This is a genomic window from Microbacterium sp. BWR-S6Y (genome assembly GCF_041379845.1).
GTDB lineage: Bacteria > Actinomycetota > Actinomycetes > Actinomycetales > Microbacteriaceae > Microbacterium > Microbacterium hydrothermale.
The window spans coordinates 162500-187254 of sequence record NZ_JBFECV010000007.1 but is presented as its reverse complement, the minus strand read 5'-3'; the positions used below and the strand labels follow the sequence as shown (position 1 = coordinate 187254).

Annotated in this window: 19 protein-coding genes and 1 riboswitch; of the genes, 17 read left to right on the top strand and 2 right to left on the bottom strand. The window is 69.4% G+C overall.

What is annotated here, in order from left to right:
- Position 1 precedes the first annotated feature (1 nt).
- Entirely contained in the window at positions 2-727 is a 726-nt protein-coding gene (locus AB1K56_RS15260; protein WP_371206338.1) for an NUDIX domain-containing protein, read from the bottom strand.
- Between the two features lie 229 nt (positions 728-956).
- Between AB1K56_RS15260 and AB1K56_RS15255 the strand changes: the two genes are divergently transcribed.
- From AB1K56_RS15255 to AB1K56_RS15220, 8 genes are all read left to right on the top strand, one after another.
- A complete protein-coding gene (locus AB1K56_RS15255; RefSeq protein WP_371206337.1) occupies positions 957-2132 on the top strand; it encodes a MarP family serine protease in 1176 nt (391 codons plus the stop codon).
- 148 nt (positions 2133-2280) lie between these two features.
- Positions 2281-2577 (top strand): hypothetical protein, encoded by a 297-nt coding sequence (locus tag AB1K56_RS15250; protein WP_371206336.1) that lies wholly within the window; start codon positions 2281-2283, stop codon positions 2575-2577.
- Positions 2562-4388: an alpha/beta hydrolase gene (locus tag AB1K56_RS15245; protein ID WP_371206335.1), complete on the top strand. Its 1827-nt coding sequence runs from the start codon at positions 2562-2564 to the stop codon at positions 4386-4388. The genes AB1K56_RS15250 and AB1K56_RS15245 overlap by 16 nt, the downstream gene beginning before the upstream one ends.
- Entirely contained in the window at positions 4372-4869 is a 498-nt protein-coding gene (locus AB1K56_RS15240; protein WP_371206334.1) for a hypothetical protein, read from the top strand. Before AB1K56_RS15245 ends, AB1K56_RS15240 begins: the two co-directional genes overlap by 17 nt.
- Positions 4870-4929: 60 nt before the next feature.
- Positions 4930-5024: riboswitch (glycine riboswitch) on the top strand.
- Between the two features lie 163 nt (positions 5025-5187).
- Complete coding sequence (locus AB1K56_RS15235) at positions 5188-6393, top strand: aminomethyltransferase family protein (protein WP_371206333.1); 1206 nt, start codon at positions 5188-5190, stop codon at positions 6391-6393.
- Positions 6390-6764 carry a glycine cleavage system protein GcvH gene (gene gcvH / locus AB1K56_RS15230; RefSeq protein ID WP_108318411.1) on the top strand — a complete coding sequence of 125 codons (375 nt, stop codon included), beginning with the start codon at positions 6390-6392 and terminating at the stop codon, positions 6762-6764. Before AB1K56_RS15235 ends, gcvH begins: the two co-directional genes overlap by 4 nt.
- Positions 6761-9670 carry an aminomethyl-transferring glycine dehydrogenase gene (gcvP, locus tag AB1K56_RS15225; RefSeq protein WP_371206332.1) on the top strand — a complete coding sequence of 970 codons (2910 nt, stop codon included), beginning with the start codon at positions 6761-6763 and terminating at the stop codon, positions 9668-9670. The genes gcvH and gcvP overlap by 4 nt, the downstream gene beginning before the upstream one ends.
- Positions 9671-9945: 275 nt before the next feature.
- Positions 9946-11691 carry an ABC transporter substrate-binding protein gene (locus tag AB1K56_RS15220; protein ID WP_371206331.1) on the top strand — a complete coding sequence of 582 codons (1746 nt, stop codon included), beginning with the start codon at positions 9946-9948 and terminating at the stop codon, positions 11689-11691.
- A 79-nt stretch (positions 11692-11770) separates the two neighbouring features.
- On the opposite strand, the gene AB1K56_RS15215 is transcribed toward AB1K56_RS15220, so the two are convergent.
- The gene (locus AB1K56_RS15215; RefSeq protein ID WP_371206330.1) at positions 11771-12628 is read right to left on the bottom strand and encodes a CPBP family intramembrane glutamic endopeptidase; all 858 of its coding nucleotides are present in this window, start codon (positions 12626-12628) and stop codon (positions 11771-11773) included.
- A gap of 164 nt (positions 12629-12792) precedes the next feature.
- On the opposite strand from AB1K56_RS15215, the gene AB1K56_RS15210 reads away from it, so the two are divergent.
- The 9 genes from AB1K56_RS15210 to AB1K56_RS15170 all read left to right on the top strand — a co-directional run bounded on the left by AB1K56_RS15210 (position 12793) and on the right by AB1K56_RS15170 (position 24701).
- Positions 12793-14412 (top strand): ABC transporter substrate-binding protein, encoded by a 1620-nt coding sequence (locus tag AB1K56_RS15210; protein WP_371206329.1) that lies wholly within the window; start codon positions 12793-12795, stop codon positions 14410-14412.
- Positions 14413-14576: 164 nt separating this feature from the next.
- Complete coding sequence (locus AB1K56_RS15205) at positions 14577-15506, top strand: ABC transporter permease (RefSeq protein ID WP_136585287.1); 930 nt, start codon at positions 14577-14579, stop codon at positions 15504-15506.
- Positions 15496-16443 carry an ABC transporter permease gene (locus tag AB1K56_RS15200; RefSeq protein ID WP_136585288.1) on the top strand — a complete coding sequence of 316 codons (948 nt, stop codon included), beginning with the start codon at positions 15496-15498 and terminating at the stop codon, positions 16441-16443. The genes AB1K56_RS15205 and AB1K56_RS15200 overlap by 11 nt, the downstream gene beginning before the upstream one ends.
- Positions 16440-18104, top strand: coding sequence for an ABC transporter ATP-binding protein (locus AB1K56_RS15195; RefSeq protein WP_371206328.1), 1665 nt, complete (start codon positions 16440-16442; stop codon positions 18102-18104). The genes AB1K56_RS15200 and AB1K56_RS15195 overlap by 4 nt, the downstream gene beginning before the upstream one ends.
- A gap of 38 nt (positions 18105-18142) precedes the next feature.
- Positions 18143-18691, top strand: coding sequence for a hypothetical protein (locus tag AB1K56_RS15190; RefSeq protein ID WP_371206327.1), 549 nt, complete (start codon positions 18143-18145; stop codon positions 18689-18691).
- 235 nt (positions 18692-18926) lie between these two features.
- Positions 18927-19907, top strand: coding sequence for an ABC transporter permease (locus tag AB1K56_RS15185; RefSeq protein WP_136585291.1), 981 nt, complete (start codon positions 18927-18929; stop codon positions 19905-19907).
- Between the two features lies 1 nt (position 19908).
- Entirely contained in the window at positions 19909-20832 is a 924-nt protein-coding gene (locus tag AB1K56_RS15180; protein WP_136585292.1) for an ABC transporter permease, read from the top strand.
- Complete coding sequence (locus tag AB1K56_RS15175; RefSeq protein ID WP_371206326.1) at positions 20825-23017, top strand: dipeptide ABC transporter ATP-binding protein; 2193 nt, start codon at positions 20825-20827, stop codon at positions 23015-23017. The genes AB1K56_RS15180 and AB1K56_RS15175 overlap by 8 nt, the downstream gene beginning before the upstream one ends.
- 4 nt (positions 23018-23021) lie before the next feature.
- On the top strand, positions 23022-24701 hold the full coding sequence (locus AB1K56_RS15170; RefSeq protein WP_371206325.1) for an ABC transporter family substrate-binding protein: 1680 nt from the start codon (positions 23022-23024) through the stop codon (positions 24699-24701).
- Positions 24702-24755: the final 54 nt, after the last annotated feature.

Here is a 24755-nt window from a genome sequence, read left to right as displayed (position 1 = left end):
ATCAGTGACGGGACGGGAGCGGGCCGCGGTCGGCGAGCTCCACGTCGCGGTTGTAGCGGTAGAGGCGGGCGGGGCGATGGCTTCCGGTGCGGAAGCGCTCGGTCGGGATGAGGGTGTCGCTCGTGTCGACCTGGCGGCGGAAGTTCGCCGGATCGAGGCGTTTGCCGAGGATCGACTCGGTGACCTCGCGCAGGTCGGCGAGGGTGAACTCGTCGGGCAGCAGTCCGTGCGCGATGCGGCTGTAGCCGACTTTGTTGCGCAGGCGCCACAACGTGTATTCGACGATGTCGTTGTGGTCGAAGGCCAGCGCCGGCAAGTCGGTCGCGTCGAACCACTCGACGTTCTCGGGGGCGTCGCCCTCGCGCGCGTGCGCGGCCACCTGGGCGTCGACCTCGTCGGAGCGCAGCAGGGCCCAGTACACGATCGACACGACGCGGGTGGGGGAGCGGTCGACGGCGCCGAAGGCGTACAGCTGCTCGAGGTAGCTCGGGGTGAGGCCGGTCGTCTCGGCGAGGGTCCGGGATGCCGCGGTGTCGAGGCCCTCGGCGGCATCCAGCCATCCGCCGGGCAGTGCCCACCGGCCGTCGAACGGGTCGCGCGTGCGGCGGACGAGCGGGAGCGACAGCACGGGCTCGTCGTCGGCGTCGCGGCGCACGCTGAAGATCACGGTCGACACCGCGACGCGCACGTCGGCGTCGCGGGACTCGGGGCGAGGGGTTCGTGTCATGGTGACCATATCTCCGGCTTCGATCTTAGTGTCATTCCGACCCGAAGGGCGAATCCAGCTAATCCGTCGCGAAAAACGCCGTCCGTGGTGAGACACGGTCGGACGCCGCGTGTCTCGTCAGCGCCGGCGTTTCTCCAGCCGAACGAGCGGGGGAGCGCGGGGGTCGCCGCGCGTCGAAAGCGTTCTCCCAGACGCGCCGCCTAGCCTCGAGAAGGACTCAGGAGGTCGGATGCCGATCATCGACATCGTTCTGATCGCCCTTCTCGCGATCGCTCTCATCACGGGCCTGTCGCGCGGCTTCCTCGCCACGATCGGCTTCTTCGCCGGGCTCGCTGCCGGGGCCGTCGCCGCCTACTGGGTGACGCCGTTCGTCGGCCAGTGGGTGACCGCCCCCGCCTGGCGCGGACCGGCGATGATCCTCACCGGCATCCTGCTTCTGCTGATCGGATCGGGCCTCGGCAGCGCCGTGGGCGGGTTCTTCCGCCGCGGCGCCGACCGCATCAAGCTGCGCGTGCCCGAGCGCCTGCTCGGCGGGGTGGTGAACGTCGCCGCCGCCGCGCTCACGGTCTCGTTCGTCGCCGGATCCCTCACCCCGGTCGGGCTCCCGGTCGTCTCGGCCGCCCTCGGCTCGTCGGCCGTGGTGCGCACGATCGACGACCTCACCCCGGCGCCGGTGCGCGGAGCGCTCGCCGACCTGCGCGGACAAGTCTTCGCCGGCGGCATCCCGAGCTTCGGCTCGCTCATCCAGATCGGCCCGGTGCCCAGCGCGCCCGCGATCGCCCTCGACGATCCGGCCCTGACGCAGGCCGCGCAGTCGGTGGCGCGCATCTCGGGAACCGCCTACGCGTGCGGCATCACCTCGAGCGGATCGGGCTTCGTCGTCGCCGACGACCGCATCGTCACCAACGCCCACGTCGTCGCCGGGGTCGACACCCCGCTTGTCGAGCTCCCCGGTCGGCCCGCGCGAGAGGGGCGCGTCACCTACTTCGATCCCACCGACGACATCGCGGTGATCTCGGTGGACCAACTGGATGCCACGGCCCTCCCCATCGTGCCGACGCTCGCCGTGGGCGATTCCGCCGTCGTCCAGGGCTACCCCGGTGGCGGCCCCTTCACCTCCGGCAGCGCGCAGATCCTCTCCGAGGGCACGGTGCCCGTGCCCGACATCTACGAGGCCTCCTCCGCCCCCCGCGACATCTACGCCATCGCGGGCATCGTGCGCCCCGGCAACTCCGGGGGTCCGCTGCTCACCACCTCGGGAGAGGTGGCCGGTATCGTCTTCGCTCGCTCCGACACCGACGACAACGTCGGATACGCGATGACGCCCGCCGAACTCGAACCGGTGATGGCGCAGATCGGCGCTCTGTCGACGCCCGTGGCATCCGGGAGCTGCACGCGCGGCTGAGGCCCGTCTCGTCCGTCGGTTCGGTGCGCTCCCCGAAGGCGATGGCGAGAACGCGGAGCGCGGGGGTTCGCGAGCGCTCCCGCCTGCGGGGGTGAAGTTGTCCACAGGGTGACGGGACGACCCGCGCCGGCTCCCTACGCTCTCTGCCATGCCGCTCATCTCCCTCTCCCTCGACGAGGTGCGGCGGGCCGCGACGAAGGTGAAGGACGTCTCCGCCGGCCTGCGCCCCCTGTCGCTCCTGGACATCCCCGGCCAGTCCGATCTCTCCCTCGCGATCGCCGAGTTCGTCGCCTGCATGAACGACTGCCGATCCGAGCGCGAGCGGGAGATCGAGGCGCTGTCGACGGGGCTGAGCGAGGTCGCCGATCTCTTCGAGCGTGGCGAAGCGGATGCCGTCGACGAGTACCGCGCGCTCGCCGCGAGCGTCGGATGGACCCTCCGGTGACGGCCGAACTCGGGCAGTCCGCGGATCCGGTGCGACTCATCGCCGGAGACGCAGACGCCCTGCACCGCACCGTCGCACTCTGGAGGGCTCGCGCGGAGGACGCGGAACGATCCGCCGCGGCACTACGCCCGTTGCGGACGGTGCCGGACTGGGCGGGCGAGGCGGCCGACGCCTACGAGCGACGCGTCACGGCCGGAGCGTCGCGGTGGGAGGCGATGGCCTCGGCCTTCCGCGCGGCGCACGCGGCCCTGGAGGAGTTCGCCGCCGCCCTCGACGCCGCTCGCGCACGCGCCGGTGACGCCGTCGATCTGTGGAACCAGGCGGAGGCGATGGACGCCGCCGCGACGACGACACCGGCCTTCCCCGCACCGGATCGGCAGCCGTTGCGCGGCCTCGAACCGCGGGCCGAGGCCCGATCGATTCTCGACGACGCGCGCTCCGCGCTCGCCGCGGCGGCGGACCGGGCCGCCGCCGCCCTCCGCGCCGCCATCGCGACCCCGGGCCTCGACGCGGACGAATGGCTCGCCGTGCTGACGGGCTGCATCTCCGCCGGACAGATGCTCGACGCGATCGCCGGCGCCGACGGTCCGAGCCTCGCCGCGGTGCTGCGCGCGAAGCCCGCGCTCGCCGACGTCCTGGCCCAGGCGGAGCCCTCCGCGGTCGCTCCCTGGTGGGCGGCCCTCTCCGACGCCCAGCGCAACGCCCTCGTTTTCGCCGCCCCCGCCGTGATCGGCAACCTCGGTGGGGTCGCCTACGCCGCGCGCGACCGGGCCAACCGCCTGTGGCTCGACGCGCAGCTCGCCGAGGCGCGCGCGGAGGTGGCGGAGGCGGAGGGGGCGCCGACATTCGGAGGGCCGGCCGACAGGTATGCAGGAGCGGTCGCCTACGCCGACCGCCTGGAGGCGGCCCGGGCGCGGGTGGCGGGGTTGGAGAACATCGCGGTGAGTCTCGTCGTGCCCGAAGGGAAAGCGTCCCGATACCTCGTGTCGTTGACCGCCGACGCCCCTCCGCTGGCTGCCCTTTCAATCGGCGATCTCGACACTGCAGGCACCGTCAGCTTCGCGATTCCCGGAATGGGGACAACGACGGAACAAATAGGGGACTGGGTGCGATGCGCCCAGTCTCTGCTGTCGGAACAAGATCGGGTAGACAGTGCTGAAAGTCATGCGGTTGTGGCGTGGGTCGGTTACAAAACTCCACCCGTTCCATTTTCCGAAGGTGGCTTTGACGTCTTCAGCAACGAGTTGGCGCAGAAGGGCGGCACATCGTTGGCCGAAGACCTACGATCTATCGCGGCTGTTCGCGGAGACGCCGAGATTAGTGTGGTCGCCCATTCTTACGGAACAACGGCGGCGTCGTTTGCGCTCACGCAAGACGACGTGAACGTCGATGCGTTCGTCACGCTCGGGTCTGCTGGTCTTCCCGAAGGAATCGAAGATGCTAGTGATCTGCATGCGGGTCACGTCTTCGCGGGGCAGGCGCAGGACGTGTCCTTGGTCGATCCTGCGGGCGGAGATCGGTGGGCGTGGGTCGGACGCACCTCGCCCCATCACCCCGTGAATCCCATGGCGCCTGAATTCGGAGCTCAGACGTTTGACGTCTCCGGCGGCGACGGTCTGAACGCCGTGCTTGATCACGTCGCGAGTACACCCGAGGGGGCGGGATACCTCGATTCCGGTACGGAATCCCTGCGAAACACCGCGCTCGCGACAACAGGTAAAGGGGCGGCTGTTTCGGTATACACCCCACCGTCGCCTACACCTTTCGAGCAAGCCATCACGAGGGGACTGACTCATGGCTATGGGACTTAGAAGCTTGCCGACGCCATTCCTGCTGGCCACCATGGTGTTGGGGGTTGTCTTGGTGTCGACGTCGGCTTGCGGCATCGCACGAGAGGATCCGATGAGACCGGAACAAGCACGCGACGCGTTAGTCGCGACTGTCGAGAATAGTGCGGCATTGCTGAACGCTGTCGGCTGGACCTGGGACGGGGCGCCGGAGGTCGGGAATTGCGGCGCCCGGCCCGGTGAGCGGGTCAATTACATGTACGGGTACGGCGCGCCGCCCCCCGACTCCGATCGCGCCGCGGATGCGAAGAAGATCGCGGACTACTGGCAATCGCTCGGGATGACGGTGCGGATAGTCGAGGAACCTCTCGTCGTCGTCTATGGGGAAGGGGGTCCTGTTCGTGGCTTGGCGTTTTCTACGGCCCCCGGCGACTACTACATATCCGGAACCTCCCTCTGCGTCCCCGGCGACGCCGACGAAATCCGTAAACAGGACAACGGCTGAACATCTCACGGCGGTCGTCGATGCTCCGCTAGGCTGACCCCACAAGTCCACACCGGCCCCATGATCGATGCGGGAGAGCTCCGGCGAACGCAGCCGGGCACCGAAGGAGCAAGCCTCCCCGCCAATCTCTCAGGTACGCGTACCGCGTCGATCGGGCCACTCTGGAAAGAGGTTCGGGATGCCACGTCCCCGAACCCGCCGACGGTGAAAGCCGCGCCGCCCGAAACGCTGCGCCGGTGAAACTCTCAGGCCCATGACAGAGGGGGAGTTCTTCAGGCGCCGACCGGCGTCTGTCCGTCACCGCGAACGGCAGAACTCATGACCGACACCCCCGCTCCACCGCGCACGTCGCCGCTGCACGACCGGCACGAGGCCCTCGGTGCCTCGTTCACCGACTTCGGCGGCTGGAACATGCCCGTGCGCTACACCTCCGACCTCGCCGAGCACCGCGCCGTGCGCGAAGCCGCGGGCCTGTTCGACATCTCGCACATGGCCGAGTTCCGCGTCGACGGCTCGCGAGCGGCCGCGTTCCTCGACCACGTGCTCGCCGGTCGCCTCTCCACCATGAAGGTGGGCAAGGCGAAGTACTCGCTCGTTCTCGCCGAGTCGGGCGGGATCATCGACGACGTGATCGTCTACCGCACGGGCGACGACTCCTTCCTCGTCATCTCGAACGCGGGCAACCGGGATGCCGTGGCCGCTGCGTTCGCGACCGCGCAGGCGACCTGGGGGTCCGCGTCGGACGCGTCGACGGGCTCAGCGACCGCCGCCCCCGACGCTGCGACCGAAGTCCCGGAGACCGTCGAAGGGACCGGAACCCTCACGGTCACCGACGTCACCGACTCCTACGCCCTCATCGCCCTCCAGGGCCCCGAGGCGCGTGGCATCCTGAGCTCCACCCCGGGGGTCGAGATCACCGGCACTCCGCTCGACGAGCTCGGCTACTACGCCTGGACCGCGGGCACCTTCGGCGGCGCGCCTCTGTTCGTCGCCCGCACCGGCTACACCGGCGAAGACGGCTACGAGCTGATGATCCCCACCGCGCAGGCCGGCGCCCTGTGGGATGCCGCGCTCGCCGCGGGTGCCGACCGCGGGCTCGTCCCGTGCGGACTCGCCGCGCGCGACACCCTGCGCCTCGAGGCCGGCATGCCGCTCTACGGTCACGAGCTCTCGCGCGACACCGTCCCCGCTCAGGCGGGCCTCGGCCGCGTCGTCGCGATCGACAAAGAGACGTTCGTCGGGAAGGCGGGACTGTCGTCCGGACCGGCCGACGCCCCCGTGCTGGTCGGACTCGTGTCGGACGGCCGCCGCGCCGGACGCGCCGGCTACTCGGTGCTGCACGGCGACGACACCGTCGGCGAGATCACCAGCGGCGCCCTCAGCCCCACCCTCGGCCACCCCGTCGCGATGGCGTTCGTCGCCCCCGCGGCATCCGCCATCGGAACCGAACTGACCATCGACGTGCGCGGAACCCGCATCCCCGCGACCGTCATCGCCCTTCCCTTCTACCGGAGAAACGCATGACCGACCTCACCGCCCTCAGCTACACCTCCGAGCACGAGTGGATCGCCCTCGAGGGCGACATCGCCACCGTGGGGATCACCGACTTCGCCGCGGACAAGCTCGGCGACGTCGTGTTCGTCGAACTCCCGGGCGCCGACTCCGCGGTCAGCGCGGGCGACGTCTGCGGTGAGATCGAGTCGACCAAGTCGGTCGGCGAGCTCTACGCGCCGCTGTCGGGAACCGTCGTCGAGGTGAACGACGCCGTCGTCGACGACCCCTCGCTCGTCAACGCCGAACCTTTCGCCGGCGGCTGGCTCATCAAGATCCGCGTCGAGGGCGAGCTCCCCGGCGACCTGCTCGACCGCGCCGCCTACGAGGACCTCACCGCATGAGCACCGTCCTTCCTTCCCGCACGGATGCCGGAACCCCGGCCGCCTTCACAGATCGCCACATTGGCATCGGACCCGACGCGCAGGCGCACATGCTCGAGGTCGTCGGGTACGACAGCGTCGAGGCTCTCGTCGAGACCGCCGTTCCGGCATCCATCCACGTCCGCCCCCGCGAGACCAGCGACATCCCCGTCGCCGCGACCGAGGCCGAGGCGCTGGCCGAACTGCGCGAGCTCGCGATCGCGAACCGTTCCGCCCGCCCGATGATCGGCCTCGGCTACTACGACACCTTCACCCCGTCGGTGATCGCGCGCAACGTCCTCGAGAACCCCTCCTGGTACACGGCGTACACGCCGTACCAGCCCGAGATCTCGCAGGGGCGCCTCGAGGCGCTCATCAACTTCCAGACGATGGTCACCGACCTGACGGGGCTCGCCACGGCGAACGCCTCGATGCTGGACGAGTCCACCGCCGTGGTCGAGGGCATGCTCGTCGCCCGCCGCGCCTCGAAGGCCAAGACCGACGTCTTCCTCGTCGACGTCGACGCCCTGCCGCAGACCAAGGCGCTTCTGCACCACCGTGCGGCGGCGGTCGGCATCCGCATCGTCGAGACGTCGTTCGGGGGCGAGGTGCCCGAAGCGTTCGGCGCGTTCGTGCAGTACCCCGGCGCGACCGGTCGCGTGTGGGACTTCTCGGCCGTCGCCGAGGCCGTGCACGCGAACGGCGGTCTCGTCGTGGCCGCCGCCGATCTGCTCGCCCTCACGCTGCTGCGCTCGCCCGGTGCCCTCGGCGCCGACGTCGCCGTCGGCACGACCCAGCGCTTCGGCGTTCCCCTCGGCTTCGGCGGACCGCACGCCGGCTACATGGCCGTGCGTGCGGGTCTCGAGCGCCAGCTGCCCGGGCGCCTGGTCGGGGTGTCCCAGGATGCCGTCGGCGCCCCCGCCTACCGCCTGTCGCTGCAGACGCGCGAACAGCACATCCGCCGCGAGAAGGCGACGTCGAACATCTGCACCGCCCAGGTGCTGCTGGCCGTCATGGCCGCGATGTACGCCGTGTACCACGGCCCCGACGGGCTGCGGGCGATCGCGACCCGCGTCGCGCGCACGACCGACTCCCTGGCATCCGCTCTGCGGTCGTACGATCTCACCCTCGCGAGCGACGCGTTCTTCGACACCGTGCGCGTGCACGTTCCCGGTCGGGCGCAGGACGTCGTCGATCGCGCACGTGAGCGGGGCTATCAGCTGTTGTGGGTCGACGATGCGACCGTGGGCGTCTCGGTGGACGAGACGACGACGGATGCCGACCTCGCGGCCGTGCTGGACGCGTTCGGCCTCGAGGGCTTCGGCTCCGGCGCTTTCGGCTCGGCGGCGATCGACCTGCCCGAGGGCGAGGCTCTGCGCGGCGTCGACGACGCGCTGCACCGCGACGACGAGTACCTCACGCACCCCGTCTTCCACGCGCACCGCAGCGAGACGGCGATGATGCGGTACCTCAAGACCCTCGCCGACCGCGACTACGCGCTCGACCGCGGCATGATCCCGCTGGGCTCGTGCACGATGAAGCTCAACGCCGCGACCGAGATGGCGGCGGTGTCGTGGCCCGAGTTCTCGCGCGTGCACCCCTTCGCCCCCGAGGCCGACGTGCGCGGCTACCTGGAGATGATCGAGCAGCTCGAACGGTGGCTCGCCGAGGTCACGGGCTACGACGCCGTCTCTCTGCAGCCGAACGCCGGATCGCAGGGCGAGCTCGCGGGCCTGCTCGCGATCCGCGGCTACCACCTCGCGAACGGCGACACCGAGCGCACCGTCTGCCTCATCCCGTCGTCGGCCCACGGCACGAACGCCGCCTCGGCGATCCTCGCGGGCATGAAGGTCGTGGTCGTCGCGTGCGACGAGGCCGGCAACGTCGACCTCGGCGACCTGCGCGCGAAGATCGCGCACCACGCGGCCGAGCTGTCGGCCCTGATGATCACGTACCCCTCGACCCACGGGGTGTACGAGCACGACGTGCTCGAGATCACGCAGGCCGTGCACGATGCCGGCGGGCAGGTGTACGTCGACGGCGCCAACCTCAACGCGCTTCTCGGTTTCGCGCGCTTCGGCGACCTCGGCGGCGATGTCTCGCACCTCAACCTGCACAAGACGTTCGCGATCCCGCACGGCGGTGGCGGTCCCGGCGTGGGCCCGGTCGCCGCGAAGGCGCACCTGGCACCGTTCCTCCCCTCGCACCCGTTCTCGCAGCGTGCCGAGCACGCCGGCGGCGTGTTCGATGGCGGACCGGTCTCGGCGGCCCCGCACGGCTCCGCCGGCATCCTGCCGATCTCGTGGGCGTACGTGCGCATGATGGGCGCCGAGGGACTGCGTCAGGCCACGGCCGCGGCGGTGCTGTCGGCCAACTACATCGCCACGCGCCTGCGCGAGCACTACCCGGTGCTCTACGCCGGCGAGGGCGGTCTCGTCGCGCACGAGTGCATCCTCGACCTGCGTCCGCTCAAGGAGCAGACCGGGGTGACCGTCGACGACGTGGCCAAGCGCCTCATCGACTACGGATTCCACGCGCCGACGATGTCGTTCCCGGTCGCCGGCACCCTCATGGTCGAGCCGACCGAGAGCGAAGACCTCGCGGAGCTCGACCGCTTCGTGGATGCCATGATCGCGATCAAGCACGAGGCGCTCGCCGTCGCCGCGGGGGAGTGGCCCGCCGACGACAACCCGCTGGTGAACGCCCCGCACACCGCCGAGACGGTGGTCGTGGGGGAGTGGGAGCACCCCTACTCGCGTGAGACCGCCGTGTACCCCGTGCGCTCGCTCATCCGCGGCAAGTACTGGCCCCCGGTGCGCCGCATCGACCAGGCCTACGGCGACCGCAACCTGGTGTGCTCGTGCCCGCCCCCGGAGGCGTTCGCCTGACCCGCGTCGCGGCGGCGGTTCCCGGCATCCGGGGCCGCCGCCGTTCACTCGTGCCCTCGCACGCAGGCGGCGCTGAGGCGCGAGACTGCAGCGTGCTGACGTTTCGGGGGCAGGATGCCGCCGAGTCGTCGGTGGCGTGCAGTCTGGACGGCAGCCGGGCGCCGCAGGGCAACGCACGCCCCGCCGGCCCGCAGGCCCCACCGGCCGGCACACGCCCCGCCCCGGCGGCGTGCGCCCCGGGAATCCCTCAGGACGGGTTTAGTACAGTTCCCCCTGTGCTGCACCGTGGGCTGAACGACGATCCTCGACCGACTCGACGACGCCGCGCAGCGGCACGGATCGCCGCCCTGCTCGCCGCGACCGGAGTGCTGCTGGCCGGATGCTCCGCGCCGGAGCCGGAGCCGGCCCCCGTCGAGCAGGCCCCCACCAGCCTCACCGTCGGGGTCGTGGGCTCGCTCACGAGCTTCAACGCCGCGAGCGCCACCGGCGACACCCCCGCGAACCGCGCGCTGTCGGCCCTGCTCGACGAGCGACTCGGCTCGCTCGACGGCGACCTGCAGGTGGTCCCCAACAACGGTATGGGGCGTATCACCCGCGTGCAGGGCGATCCGCTGAAGGTGAGCTACGAGCTCTTCCCCGACCGTGTCTGGTCGGACGGGACCCCGGTCACCCTCGACGACCTCCTCTTCGGCTGGGCCGTCACCTCCCATTATTTCGACGACGCGACCTACGACGCGAGCGGACAGATCGTCTCGGGGACGCGCTACTTCGACACGGCCATGCCGGCCGACCCGAACGCGCGCACGACCCGCCCCAGCATCGACCGCGCGGACGACACGCTCACCCTCACCTACGACCAGCCGTTCGCCGACTGGAACCGCCAGTGGCTGCTCGACCGGCCCGTGCACGTCATCGCGCAGCGCGCGGGCGTGAGCGTGAAAGACCTGATGACCGCGATCCTCACCACCCCCGCCGGAGACCCCGACGCTCCGCAGACACCCAACCCCGTGCTCCTCGCAGCGGCGCAGACGTGGAACACCGGTTTCGACATCGCGCCGGGCAGCACGCCGGATCCCGCGGGAGTGGTGTCGGCGGGCCCGTGGACGGTGACCGAGATCACCGCCGACACCGTGCAGCTCGCGCGACGGGATTCGTACCAGGGGGCGCACTTCCCGGGCCTCGAGCAGCTCACGGTCCGCTTCTTCGCGGATCGCGCCGCGCAGTTGTCGGCGATCGAGGCGGGGGTGGTCGACGTGGCGAACGTCGGCGACATCGACGTGGCCGAGAACAAGACGCTGACCGACGCGGGGTTCCAGGTGCAGGTCGGTCCGACCACGCAGACCCTGCACCTGCGGTTCGCCGAGCGCACGGCATCCGATCTGCGTCAGGCGATGACCCTCGCGATCGACCGCTCCTCCCTCGTGCAGGACGTGCTCGGGGCCGTGCGCCCCGACGCGCAGCCGCTGCAGTCGTTCCTGTCGTCGCCCGCGGCGGGCTCGCTGTACGCCGACCTCGTGTCGGGCAACGGTGCCCCCGGAACGGGCAGCGACGTCGACGGGGCGCGCAGTGCCCTCGGCGACCGCGCCGCCGTGCTGCGCGTGGCCTACGACACCACCGACGACGTCTCGGCCCAGGTCTTCCCCCGGCTGGTGTCGATGGGGGCCCGCGCGGGCATTGCGGTCCGGCTGGCGACCACGCCCGAAGAGGCGGATGCCACCCTGGCCTGGGTCGGCGAAGACGAGAGCCTCTACCGCTCGGCGCGCGACCGCATCGCGGAAGGCATCGAGGGTGCGAACACCAACGAGCTGTTCGACGACCTCACCGTGCACACCGACCCGGTCGACGTGCTGTCGGAGGCGAAGGAGATCGACCGGTCCCTGTTCGCGGCGTACGCGGGCGTGCCGCTCCTCGAACGCACCGGGGCGGTCGTCACCGCGAAGGGCGTCGGGGGAGTGGCGTACACGTCGGAGCCCGACGGCATCCCGCCCGCGTTCTGGACCTGGACGCCGCCGCAGAGCTGAGCTCGGTCTCCGGATGCCGGGACCCCGGCTCCGCGCCGATCGGCGGTGCCTCGCCCCGCGGCGCCGAGCGCGCCGCGCGTCAGCTGGACGGGGACGGCGAGGGCGTCGGCGGCGCGAAGATGCCCGGCCACCACGCCGCGGCGAGGGGATAGCCGACAAAGGCGACGATGTCGATGATCGTGTGCGCCACCACCAGCGGCATGACCCGGCCCCAGCGCTTGTAGCACCATCCGAAGACGAGCCCCATCACGACGTTGCCGAGGGCGGAGGGCCAGCCCTGGTAGAGGTGGTAGCTCCCGCGCAGGAGGGCGGTCGAGACGATGATCCCCGTCCACGACCACCCGAGACGGCGCAGGCGGTCGAAGAGGTAGCCGAGGAAGATGACCTCCTCGGTCAGGCCCGCCCGAAGCGCCGCCAGCACGAGCAGGGCGATGACCCACCACGACGAGTCCAGCGGCGCGGGCACCACCGTGATGCTCTGACCGATCGCGCGGCCGATCGCGTAGACGCCGATGCCGGGAGCGCCGATGAGCACCACGAGCAGCACACCACGGCCGAGGTCGGAGCCGAAGCTGCGGAAATCGAGACCGATGCGCCGCAGCGCGTTGTTCGCCGGCTCCCACAGCAGGTACAGCGCCAGGGCGACCAGGGCGAGGGAGAAGAAGATGTCGAGGAACTGGTAGATCGCATCCCACAGCGGCTCCGCGCTGCGCGAGGGGTTCAGCTGCGTCTGCTGCTGCGAGATGGGCGCCCGCGTCGCCGCGCGCACGAAGGAGACCACCGAGTAGATCGCCGACTGGCCGACGCTCACGAGCAGGACGAGGACGATCTCCCAGGCGAGGCGGGTGCGGGCGTAGCGCTCGGTCGGGGCCAAAGTCGGAGGATACGTCCAGCCGACGGGCAGCGTCTGGCGCGACGACTTGTCAGATTGCCACATCTAGAGCCTCTCGAGTAAATCCTCTGTAACGTTTATCCAAGGAGTTTGGGGCACCTGGGTAAACGTGCCTAATGTGTTCTCATCCTGCCCGAACGGATTTCCCCGCGCCTTGTGCTGCGTGAAAACCCTGCGCGGGCGATGATCATCCCTTCCCTGGAGGAACTGTGAAGCGCAACAAGATTGCCCTCTCCAGTCTCGCCCTGCTGGGAGCTGTCGGGCTCATGCTCGCCGGCTGCTCGGGCGGAGACAACGGCGGCAGCGGCTCGGCCTCGGGCGGCGACGCCTCGGCCATCATCCGGACCAACGGTTCGGAGCCGCAGAACCCGCTGATCCCGACCAACACCAACGAGGTCGGCGGCGGAAAGATCCTCGACTCGATCTTCGCGGGTCTGGTCTACTACGACGCCGACGGCGCCCCGGTGAACGACATGGCGGAGTCCATCGTCACCAACGACGCGCAGAACCTCACGGTCACCCTGAAGAAGGGCCAGAAGTTCACGGACGGCACCGAGGTCAAGGCCGACAACTTCATCAAGGCCTGGAACTACGGCGCGCAGCTGTCGAACAACCAGCTCAACAGCTACTTCTTCGAGGACATCGTCGGCTTCAGCTACGACGCCGACTCGGAGCTGACCGGTCTGCAGAAGGTCGACGACTACACCTTCACGATCGCCCTGTCCAAGCCCGCCGCCGACTTCGCGCTGCGCCTGGGCTACTCGGCGTTCTTCCCGCTGCCCGACAGCGCGTTCGACGACATGGCAGCCTTCGGTGAGAACCCGGTCGGCAACGGTCCGTACAAGCTCGCCAGCGACGGCGCATGGCAGCACAACGTGCAGATCGACCTCGTCAAGAACGACGACTACCAGGGTGGTCGCACGGTCGCCAACGGCGGCCTGACGGTCGTCTTCTACGCGACGCAGGATGCCGCGTACGCCGACCTCCTCGGCGGCAACGTCGACGTGATCGACGCCATCCCCTCGGCCTCGCAGGCCACCTTCGAGTCCGACCTGGGCGACCGCGCGGTCAACCAGCCGGCCGCGGTGTTCCAGTCGTTCACCATCCCGGAGCGCCTCGCGCACTTCAGCGGCGAAGAGGGCAAGCTGCGTCGTCAGGCGCTGTCGATGGCCATCAACCGCGACGAGATCACCAAGACGATCTTCCAGGGCACCCGCACCCCGGCCAGCGACTTCACCTCGCCCGTCATCGACGGCTGGTCGGACTCGCTCACCGGCGCCGATGTGCTGAAGTACGACGAGACCAAGGCGAAGGAGCTGTGGGCCCAGGCCGACGCCATCTCGCCGTGGAGCGGCACGTTCCAGATCGCGTACAACGCCGACGGCGGACACCAGGTGTGGGTCGACGCGGTGACCAACTCGATCAAGAACACCCTCGGCATCGACGCGTCCGGCGCGCCGTACCCGACGTTCAAGGAAGCGCGTACGGCCATCACCGACCGCAGCATCCAGACCGCCTTCCGCACCGGTTGGCAGGCCGACTACCCCGGTCTGTACAACTTCCTCGGACCGCTCTACGCGACCGACGCCTCGTCGAACGACGGTGACTACTCGAACCCCGAGTTCGACAGCCTGCTCTCCGCCGGTATCGCCGAGACCGAGGTCGACGCCCAGAACGCCGACTTCCAGAAGGCTCAGGAGATCCTGCTCCAGGACCTGCCCGCCATCCCGCTCTGGTACTCCAACGTCACCGGTGGATTCGCCGAGGGCGTGAACAACGTCAAGTTCGGGTGGAACTCGGTTCCGCTGTACTACGAGATCACGAAGTAACCCTTCCGATCTCGGGCCGCGAGGCGGTGACGGATTCGTCACCGCCTCGCGGTCTGCCAGCCAGGCCTCATCACGACGTGTGATAAAACGGCACGGGCCCTTCTGCGCCCCGCCCCCCACATGAACGTCCGATGAGGCGTTTCCCACGTTCGAAAAGAGAGCGGATGCTCGGCTACATCCTCAGACGTCTGCTGCAGGTGCTCCCCGTGTTCTTCGGGGCCACGCTGCTGATCTACTTCATGGTCTTCGCCATGCCGGGAGACCCGATCCTCGGGCTCTTCGGTGACAAGACCCCCGCTCCGCAGGTCGTCGAAGCCCTGCGGGCGCAGTACCACCTCGACCAGCCCTTCATCATCCAGTACTTCCTGTACCTGGGCGGGATCTTCCAGGGCGACCTCGGGACGACCTTCTCCGGCCAGTCGGTGAACGAGGTCCTCGCACGCACGCTCCCCGTCACGGCGCGACTGGCCGTGATGGCCCTCGCGATCGAGTTCGTGCTCGCGATCATCGTCGGCACCATCTCGGCCATCCGCAAGGGCAAGCTGTTCGACAACGTCGCGCTGATCGTCGCGCTGCTGTTCGTGGCCCTGCCGATCTTCGTCGCGTGCTTCCTCGCGCAGTACTTCCTCGCGATCCAACTCGGGTGGTTCCGCCCGACGGTGGGAGCCCAGAACAACTGGGGCGATCTGCTGCTCCCCGCGATCGTGCTGGGCTTCAGCCTCTTCGCGACGAGCATGCGCCTGATGCGCGGGTCGGTCATCGACACGCTCAACCAGGACTGGGTGCGCACCGCCTACTCCAAGGGCCTCTCGCGTCGTCGCGTGATCCCCGTGCACGTGCTGCGCAACTCGCTCATCCCCGTGATCACGAACTCGGCGACCAACTTCGGCGTTCTCCTGGTGGGCGCGACCGTGACCGAGGGCATCTTCAACATCCCCGGCGTCGGCAACACGCTCTACCAGGCGACCATCCGCGGCGAGGGCCCCACGGTCGTCTCGTTCGTGACCGTCTTCGTCATCATCTACGTGCTGGTCAACCTCGTCGTCGACCTCCTGTACGGCCTTCTGGACCCGAGGATCCGCTATGTCAAGTAGTCACTTCCCGGCGCCGCACTACGTCGCCCCCATCAAGACCGAGACCATCTCGGTCGACGCCGTGCGCGTCGCCGCCCGCAAGAGCAACCTCTGGCTCGACGCGTGGCGCGACCTGCGTCGTCGCCCGACGTTCTGGATCGCCCTGGCTGTCATGGCCATCGTGATCCTCATGGCCGCGTTCCCGACCCTGTTCACGCAGGTGCCGCCGAACAACGACTGCCAGCTCTCCAACAGCAACGGCGGTCCGCAGCCGGGTCACATCCTGGGCTTCACCTTCCAGGGCTGCGACACGTTCTCCCGCATCGTGTGGGGTGCGCGCACCTCGCTGTCGGTGGGTCTGCTCGCCACGGCGATCGGCACGATCATCGGCCTCATCATGGGCGCGCTGTCGGGCTTCTACGGCGGATGGCTCGACGCGGTGATCTCGCGCGTCGGCGACATCTTCTTCTCGATCCCCTACATCCTCGCGGCGATCGTCGTCATGAGCGTGTTCTCGCAGTACCGCAACGTGCTCACCCTCGCGTTCGCGATCGGCGGGTTCGCGTGGGCGTCCACGGCGCGCGTGGTGCGCGCCGAGGTGCTGCGCGTGCGCCAGGCCGACTACGTCTCCGCGTCGCAGGCGCTCGGCCAGTCGCGCTTCAAGACGCTGCTGACCCACGTCATCCCGAACGCCATCGCCCCGCTCCTGGTGGTCACCACCATCAGCCTCGCGGCGGCGATCGTGGCCGAGGCGACCCTGTCGTTCCTCGGCGTCGGTCTCGGCGGCGACACCATGTCGTGGGGTAACGACATCAGCCAGGCGCAGCAGTCGCTGCGTGTCGCGCCGGCCGCGCTCATCTGGCCGTCGGTTGCGCTGACCGTGACCGTGCTGGCGTTCATCCTGCTGGGCGAGCTCATCCGAGACGCCATCGACCCGAGAGCGAGGGCCCGCCGATGAGCGACGCCACCATGACGCCTCTGCTGTCCGTCCGCGACCTCAAGGTCGCCTTCGAGGGCGAGGGGGGCTCCCGCGAGGTGCTCCACGGCGTGAGCCTCGACGTCTACCCCGGCCAGACCGTGGCCATCGTGGGCGAGTCCGGCTCGGGCAAGTCGACCACCGCCTCCGCGGTGATCGGCCTGCTCCCCGGCACGGGTCACGTCACGGCCGGCAGCATCACCCTCGACGGGCGAGAACTGACGGGTCTCAGCTCGTCGCAGTTCGAGTCGGTCCGCGGTAAGGACATCGGATACGTCCCCCAGGACCCGATGTCCAACCTCAACCCGGTGTGGAGCATCGGCTTCCAGGTCAAGGAGGCGATCCGCGCGAACGGCATCGCCACCGGTCGCAAAGAGGTCGAGAAGCGCGCCATCGAGGTGCTCAAGCAGGCCGGTCTGGCCGACGCCGAGCGTCGCCTGCACCAGTACCCGCACCAGTTCTCGGGCGGTATGCGCCAGCGCGCGCTCATCGGCATCGGCCTCGCGGCCGACCCGAAGCTCCTGATCGCCGACGAGCCGACCTCGGCCCTCGACGTCACGGTGCAGCGCGTCATCCTCGACCACATGGCATCCCTCACCCGGGAGAGGGGCACCTCGGTGCTCCTCATCACGCACGACCTGGGTCTGGCCGCCGAGCGCGCCGACACCATCGTCGTGATGAACCAGGGCGAGATCGTCGAGTCGGGCCCGAGCCGCGAGATCCTCGAGAACCCGCAGCACCCGTACACCCAGCGGCTGGTCGCCGCGGCGCCGAGCATCGCGTCGCAGCGCATCCAGGCGAAGGCGGAGGATCGCGGCATCATCCGCGAGGCCGACATCGACGCGCCGGCGACCGTGAAGGTCACCGACCTCGTCAAGGAGTACAAGATCCGCCAGGGCGGATTCCGCAGCGAGCAGTTCCGCGCCGTCGACGGGGTCTCGTTCGAGATCCCGCGCGGCAAGACGCTCGCGCTCGTGGGGGAGTCCGGTTCGGGCAAGTCGACGATCGCGAAGATGGTCCTCAAGCTCGAGGAGCCCACGTCGGGCTCGATCGAGGTCGACGGGGTGAACACCGGCAAGCTCAGCGCGAAGGACACCTTCGCCCTGCGTCGCCGCATGCAGCCCGTCTTCCAGGACCCGTACGGTTCGCTCGACCCGCTGCGCAGCATCGGCAACCTCATCGCCGAGCCGCTCAACATCCACAAGGTGGGCGACAACGCCTCGCGTCGTGCCCGCGTGGAGGAGCTGCTCGAGCAGGTCGCCCTGCCCCAGGAGCTGGCCTCGCGCTACCCGAACGAGCTGTCCGGCGGTCAGCGCCAGCGTGTCGCGATCGCGCGCGCTCTCGCGCTCAAGCCCGACATCCTCGTGCTCGACGAGGCCGTCTCGGCCCTCGACGTGCTCGTGCAGGCGCAGATCCTCCAGCTGCTCGCCGAACTGCAGTCCGAACTCGGTCTGACCTACCTGTTCATCACGCACGATCTCGCCGTCGTCCGTGTCGCCGCCGACCTGGTGTGCGTCATGGAGCGCGGCAAGCTCGTCGAGCAGGGCACGGTCGACGAGATCTTCGCGCAGCCGTCGCAGGAGTACACCCGTCGCCTGCTCGACGCGATCCCCGGCGCCTCGCTGCAGCTGGGCGGCGCGTGACGCGCGACGAGCGCTATCGGGGCGCGGAGCACCCACGGGTGTTCCGCGCCCCCTCCTCGGTCGTCGGGCTCGTGCTCGGGGCCGTGCTCGCGGTGGTCCTCCTGGGGGATGCCGCGCTCCGCGCCGGCCTCGGCGAGATGCTCCTGCTCGCCCCCTGGGTTCTGTTGGCGCTGTGGGGCGTCTACGCCCTGCTGTTCGCGCCGCACGTACGCATCGACGCCCGCGTCATCCGCATCCACAACCCCCTGCGCATCACGGAGATCGCCTGGGCGCGCGTGAGCGACGTCGACATGCGGTGGCAGCTCGAGGTGCGCACCGACGAGCCGCGCGTCGTGAAGGCCTTCGGAGGCCCGGTGGCCGGCCGACCGGGCCGACCCGCGCTGCGACGCGACGACGAGCGGGGGCGCCGCGAGCCCCCCGCGATCCGCGATCTCCAGGTCATCCAGGACGCGTGGGAGTCCGCGCGGGCGGGCGCGCCCGCGGACGGTACCGTTCGTCGTTTCTGGGACATTCCCTCGCTGATTTCCCTGGCGGTTCTCGTCCTCTGGGTTATTATCGCTTTGTTCATTTCCGGCGGTGTCCGCTGAGCGCAGTGCTGCGCCAGCTCCCATCGCTCGTGACAAAGCGCCATGTAAGAGCTTTGTTACGGTCGTGAAAAGTGTGTTCCCCCGGCACACGTTCCGCGAAAAGCCGACGTAGGGTCTTCGAAGATCCTTAGCCAGGCGAAACAATCGGCGGGGATCTCGAAGGCGAGAGGACCAGCACCATGCAGACCACCGAGACGTTCTGGACGGAATCCGGGCGAACGGGCCTGCGCGCGTCATGACGCTGTACGTTCTGCGACGGTTCCTGAACTACGCCGTCCTGAGCCTGCTGGCGACCTGTCTCGCTTACGTGCTCGGCTCCGCGCTGCTGCGGCCACAGGACCGCTTCTACGGCATGAACCCGCGTCCGCCGGAGGACTCGATCATCGCGAGCCTGAACGCGTTGGGCGCCAACCCCGACGTGCCGATCCTCGTGCGCCTGTGGAACTGGCTCGTGAACCTGTTCACGAAGTTCTCCCTCGGCACCACGATCGGCGGCCAGGATGTCATGACCGAGATCGCCACGCGGGCCGGCACCAGCCTGCGCCTGCTGCTGATCGGGTCGATCCTGGGCGCCGTGGTCGGCGTGCTGATCGGCGTGTGGGGTGCGGTGCGGCAGTACCGCGCGAGCGACCAGGTGACGACGTACGCGTCGTATCTCGTGTTCGCGACCCCGACGTTCGTCATCGGCGTGCTGCTGATGATCGCCGCGACCGGCTTCAACAACGCGCTGGGCACGCAGGTCATCCGCTTCACCGGCGAGTACACCGCCGGAGTCGAGGGCTTCTGGCCGATGGTCGCCGACCGTGCGGTGCACCTGCTGCTGCCCACTATCGCCCTCGTGCTCATCAGTGCGGCGTCGTTCTCGCGCTACCAGCGCAGCATGATGCTCGACGTGCTCGGCGCCGATTACATCCGCACGGCCCGCTCGAAGGGCCTTCCGCGCACGCAGGCGCTCTTCCGCCACGGCGTTCGCATCGCCCTCATCCCGATGTCGACGTTCTTCGCCTACAGCTTCGGCACGCTGATCGCCGGTTCCGCGATGCTCGAGATCGTCTTCTCGTGGCGCGGCATGGGGCAATTCCAGCTCAACGCCGTGACCCAGCAGGACATCAATGCGGTGGCGGGATCGACGCTTTTCGTCGCGGTCCTCGTCCTGCTTTCGTCGACCCTGTCCGAAGTGCTCTACGCAGCCCTCGACCCGAGAGTGAGGAGCTGACATGACCATGCAGGAAGATGCCCTCGACGGCACCCTCGTCGCCACCAGCCCGGTCACCCGCGACCGAAAGCCGCTTTCTCGCGGAGCCCTGGTGCGCGCTCGTCTGCGCAAGATGCCCCGGTTCTGGGTCGGCGCGAGCGTGCTCGTCTTCATCGTGCTCTGGGCCTTCATCGGCCCCCTGCTCTCTCCCTGGGACGCCACCCAGCGCGACTTCCTCAACGTGGGCCTCGGGCCCACGCAGCTGCACTGGTTCGGCACCAACGGCATCGGCCAGGACATCTACGCCCAGACGCTGGTGGGCCTGCAGAAGTCGCTCATCATCGGGGCCCTCGCCGGCATCGGCGCGACGCTGATCGCGGCGACCGTGGGCTCGGTCGCCGGGTACCTCGGCGGCAAGATCGACGCCGTGATCGGGTGGGTCATCCACCTGCTGCTGGTCGTGCCGTCGTTCTTCGTGCTCGTCCTGCTCAGCCCGCTGACGCGCGGCCTGTCGTGGCTCGCGTTGACGTTCTTCCTGGCGGTGTTCAGCTGGATGATCCTCGCGCAGGTCGTCCGCAACCAGACCCGTTCGCTGCGCAACCGCGACTTCGTCCGTGCCGCGCGGTACATGGGGATGCCGACGCGCAAGATCCTGGCGCGCCACATCATCCCCAACATCGCTTCGCTGCTCATCATCGACGCGACCCTCGGAATCGTCGCGGCGATCATGGCCGAGACCTCGCTGAGCTACTTCGGCTTCGGCGTCCAGGCGCCCGACGTGTCTCTGGGGACCCTGCTCTCGGCGGGCACCTCGGCCGCCGTGACCCGCCCGTGGCTGTTCGTCTACCCCGCCGGCGTGCTGATCGTGCTGCTCCTGGCCATCAGCCTCATCGGCGACGCCCTGCGCGACGCCATCGACCCCACCTCGGGAGCGAACCGTGACTGACCCCCGTACCGTCTCCCCGTCGTCCGCGACCGGACGTTCGCCCCTGCTGTCGGTGCGCGGCCTCAGCGTCACCTTCCCCCAGCGGGAGGGGAACGCCGTCCGCGCGGTGCGCGGAATCTCGTACGACGTGCACGAGGGCGAGTTCCTCGGCATCGTCGGCGAGTCCGGCTCCGGGAAGAGCGTTTCCTCCCTCGCGGTCATGGGACTGCTCCCCTCGAACGCGAAGGTGGAGGGCGACATTCTCTACGACGGACGTTCGCTGCTGTCGATCAACGACGCCCAGCTGTCGAAGATCCGCGGTGCCGAACTCGCGATGGTCTTTCAGGACCCGCTGTCGGCGCTCACCCCGGTGTACACCGTCGGAGACCAGATCTCCGAGGGGCTGCGGCTGCACGACCGCGCCCTGTCGGCCCAAGCCGCGCACGCCCGATCGGTCGAGCTGCTCAAGCTCGTCGGCATCCCGGATGCCGAGCGTCGGGCCCGCGCGTACCCGCACGAGTTCTCGGGCGGAATGCGTCAGCGCGCGATGATCGCGATGGCGATCGCGAACGACCCGCGCGTGATCATCGCCGACGAGCCCACCACCGCGCTCGACGTCACGATCCAGGCCCAGATCCTCGAGGTGCTGCAGAAGGCGCGCGAGGTCACGGGCGCCGCCGTGGTGCTCATCACGCACGACCTCGGCGTCGTCGCCGGTCACGCCGACCGCGTGGCCGTCATGTACGCCGGCGCGCTCGTCGAACGCGGCTCCGTCGACGAGATCTTCCACGACCCGCACATGCCCTACACGGTCGGACTTCTGCGCTCCGTGCCGAACATGCAGACGGCGGGCTCGCAGCGACTGGTCCCGCTCGAGGGGCGGCCGCCGTCCCTGGCGAACCTGCCGACGGGCTGCCCGTTCGCCGCGCGGTGCCCGATCGCGATCGACGCGTGCCGCGAGGTCGAGCCCGAGCTCGTCGTGCACGGCGTCGACCCCGAGCACGTCTCCGCCTGCATCCGCGCCGACGAGATCGCCTCGGGCTCGCTCTCGCGACCCGACATCTTCCCGCGCCCCGAGGCGCTGGGGGAGATCCCGCCGCTGCGGCCCGACGTCACGCCCGCCGTCGAGGTGACGGACCTCACGAAGCACTTCCCGCTGATGAAGGGGTCGGTCTTCCCGCGCCGCATCGGCACGGTGCGCGCCGTCGACGGCATCTCGTTCTCGATCCAGCCCGGTCGCACGATGGGTCTGGTGGGGGAGTCCGGGTGCGGCAAGACCACCACGATCCTCGAGATCATGGAGATGGTCGCCCCGCAGAGCGGCAGCATCCGGATCAACGGCACGGATGTCGCGACGGTGAGCCGCAAAGACAAGGCGCAGCTGCGCATGGGTATCCAGATCGTCTTCCAGGACCCGATGGGCGCGATCGACCCGCGCCTGCCGGTCGGGGAGGTCATCACCGAACCTCTCCTCGTGCAGGGTGTGCCGCGCGCCGAACGTGATCGCAAGATGACCGAGCTGCTCGAGCTCGTCGGTCTCGATCCGAACATGTCGGACCGCTACCCGCACGAGTTCTCGGGTGGTCAGCGCCAGCGCATCGGCATCGCCCGCGCGCTCGCGACCGACCCCGCCGTGGTCGTCCTCGACGAGCCCGTCTCGGCGCTCGACGTGTCGATCCAGGCGGGCGTGATCAACCTGCTCGAAGACCTCAAGGAGCGACTCGGCCTGTCGTTCCTCTTCGTCGCGCACGACCTCGCGGTGGTGCGCCAGATCGCCGACGACGTCTCGGTCATGTACCTCGGACGCATCGTGGAGCAGGGGCCGGTCGACGAGGTGTTCGACGATCCGCGGCATCCGTACACCAAGGCCCTGATCTCGGCGGCGCCCATCCCGGACCCGCGCATCGAGCGCTCGCGCACCCGCATCCTGCTGGACGGCGACCTGCCGAGCCCCACGCAGGAGATCTCCGGATGCCGTTTCCGCACGCGGTGCCCGCTCTACCGCCTGCTGCCCGACGCCGACCGGCGCCGGTGCGACTCCGACGACCCCGGTCTGCGCCCCTCGGCGCACTCCGAGGTGGCGTGCCACTACGCCGAACGGTCCGACCTCGTCCTCGAGACGGCGGCGGCCGGTTCCCCCCGAACGTCTTCGGTCGACGGCACCACGTCGTCGAAGGCCCTCCCTGATCACCAACGAGAGGATTGATCACATGCAGATCCGCAAAGCGAAGGGGCTCGGCGCGCTCGCGCTGCTGAGCGCCGCCGCCCTGGCGATCGCCGGGTGCGCGCCGGGCAACACCGCGGCGCCGTCGGCGAATCCCGACGACCAGAACTCCCTGCCCTCGACCGCGTGGGTGCGTGCCGACGCGGCCGACGTGCAGGACGGCGGCACGCTGACGCTCGCCGTGGACTCCATGCCGGTCAACTGGAACAACTTCCACATCGACGGCAACGAGGCCAACACCAACGACATCGTCTCGGCGATGCAGGGCGGCCCCATCAAGATCGACGAGTCCGGCAAGCCGGTCGTGAACTCCGACTACGCCGAGTCGGTCGAGCTGACCAACGAAGACCCCCAGACGGTCGAGATCAAGCTCAACCCGAAGGCCGTCTGGGAGGACGGCACGCCCATCACGGTCGCCGACTACCAGGCGACGTGGAAGGCGAACAACGGCTCCAACCCCGACTACGTCGTCATCTCGACGACCGGGTGGGACCAGATCTCCTCGGTCGAGCAGGGCGAGAACGAGTACGACGTCATCATCACGTTCTCGTCGATCTACGCCGACTGGCAGGGCCTGCTCAGCCAGGTCCTCCCGGCATCCGTCGCGAACGACCCGACCACCTTCAACACCGGCTACCTGACGAAGGCGCTGCCGTCGTCGGGCCCGTTCCTGCTCGGGAGCTTCGACGCGACCGCCGGCATCGCGACCCTCGAGCGCAACCCCAAGTGGTGGGGCCAGGCGCCCAAGCTCGAGACGATCGTCTACCGCGCGGTGAGCCAGGACCAGCAGGGCACCTCGTTCAGCAACGGTGAGATCGACGCGCTCAACATCAGCGCCAACGCCGACCTCTACCAGACCGCTCAGAACGTGCAGGGCGCGCAGATCCAGGCGTCGAACGGTCTGACCTGGACGCACCTCACGATGCGCGCCTCCGACGGCCCGCTCGCCGACGTCAACGTGCGCAAGGCCGTGGCATCCATCGTCAACCGCGAGCAGATCGCCAACACGGCGAACTCCCCGGTCGGCGTCCCCGCCATCACGCAGGGCAGCTACGTCTTCATGCCGGGCCAGGACGGCTACACCGACGAGTCGCTGCCGTACGACACCGACGCCGGCGCGAAGTACCTCGAGGACGCCGGCTACACCAAGGACGGCGACTCCTGGGTCAAGGACGGCACCCCGCTGAAGTTCTCGGTGACGGTCCCCGCCGACACCGCGACCAACATCCAGCGCGCCGAGCAGGTCCAGGCCGACCTCAGCGAGTTCGGCATCCCGGTCGACCTGAACACGGTCCCCGTCGGCGGCTACTTCAGCGACTACATCATCCCGGGCGACTTCCAGATGGTGACGTTCTCGTGGCGCGGCACCGCGTACCCGATCTCGTCGAGCGAGTCGCTGTTCTCGCCCGTCGACTCGGCCCAGAACTACACCGGCATCACCGACCCGCAGCTGGCGGACCTGTGGCAGAAGGCCAACACCGACCTCGACCCCGACTCGCGCCTGCAGACGGCCGAGGAGATCGACAAGGTGCTCTGGTCGTACGTGCCGATCATCCCGATCGCGCCGCTGCCCAACGTCTACGCGGTCAAGCAGGGCCTCGTGAACTGGGGCGCGACCCAGTTCGAGACCGTCGACTGGACGATCGTCGGCTTCCAGAACAGCTGAGTCCGGCATCGAGCGAGGGGGCGGGATCCTGCGGGATCCCGCCCCTTTTTGTGC

Coding starts and splice junctions, on each gene's coding strand:
- AB1K56_RS15260 (WP_371206338.1), bottom strand. CDS start 727: ATGACACGAACCCCTCGCCCCGAGTCCCGCGACGCCGACGTGCGCGTC.
- AB1K56_RS15255 (WP_371206337.1), top strand. CDS start 957: ATGCCGATCATCGACATCGTTCTGATCGCCCTTCTCGCGATCGCTCTC.
- AB1K56_RS15250 (WP_371206336.1), top strand. CDS start 2,281: ATGCCGCTCATCTCCCTCTCCCTCGACGAGGTGCGGCGGGCCGCGACG.
- AB1K56_RS15245 (WP_371206335.1), top strand. CDS start 2,562: ATGGACCCTCCGGTGACGGCCGAACTCGGGCAGTCCGCGGATCCGGTG.
- AB1K56_RS15240 (WP_371206334.1), top strand. CDS start 4,372: ATGGCTATGGGACTTAGAAGCTTGCCGACGCCATTCCTGCTGGCCACC.
- AB1K56_RS15235 (WP_371206333.1), top strand. CDS start 5,188: ATGACCGACACCCCCGCTCCACCGCGCACGTCGCCGCTGCACGACCGG.
- gcvH (WP_108318411.1), top strand. CDS start 6,390: ATGACCGACCTCACCGCCCTCAGCTACACCTCCGAGCACGAGTGGATC.
- gcvP (WP_371206332.1), top strand. CDS start 6,761: ATGAGCACCGTCCTTCCTTCCCGCACGGATGCCGGAACCCCGGCCGCC.
- AB1K56_RS15215 (WP_371206330.1), bottom strand. CDS start 12,628: ATGTGGCAATCTGACAAGTCGTCGCGCCAGACGCTGCCCGTCGGCTGG.
- AB1K56_RS15205 (WP_136585287.1), top strand. CDS start 14,577: ATGCTCGGCTACATCCTCAGACGTCTGCTGCAGGTGCTCCCCGTGTTC.
- AB1K56_RS15200 (WP_136585288.1), top strand. CDS start 15,496: ATGTCAAGTAGTCACTTCCCGGCGCCGCACTACGTCGCCCCCATCAAG.
- AB1K56_RS15195 (WP_371206328.1), top strand. CDS start 16,440: ATGAGCGACGCCACCATGACGCCTCTGCTGTCCGTCCGCGACCTCAAG.
- AB1K56_RS15185 (WP_136585291.1), top strand. CDS start 18,927: ATGACGCTGTACGTTCTGCGACGGTTCCTGAACTACGCCGTCCTGAGC.
- AB1K56_RS15180 (WP_136585292.1), top strand. CDS start 19,909: ATGACCATGCAGGAAGATGCCCTCGACGGCACCCTCGTCGCCACCAGC.
- AB1K56_RS15170 (WP_371206325.1), top strand. CDS start 23,022: ATGCAGATCCGCAAAGCGAAGGGGCTCGGCGCGCTCGCGCTGCTGAGC.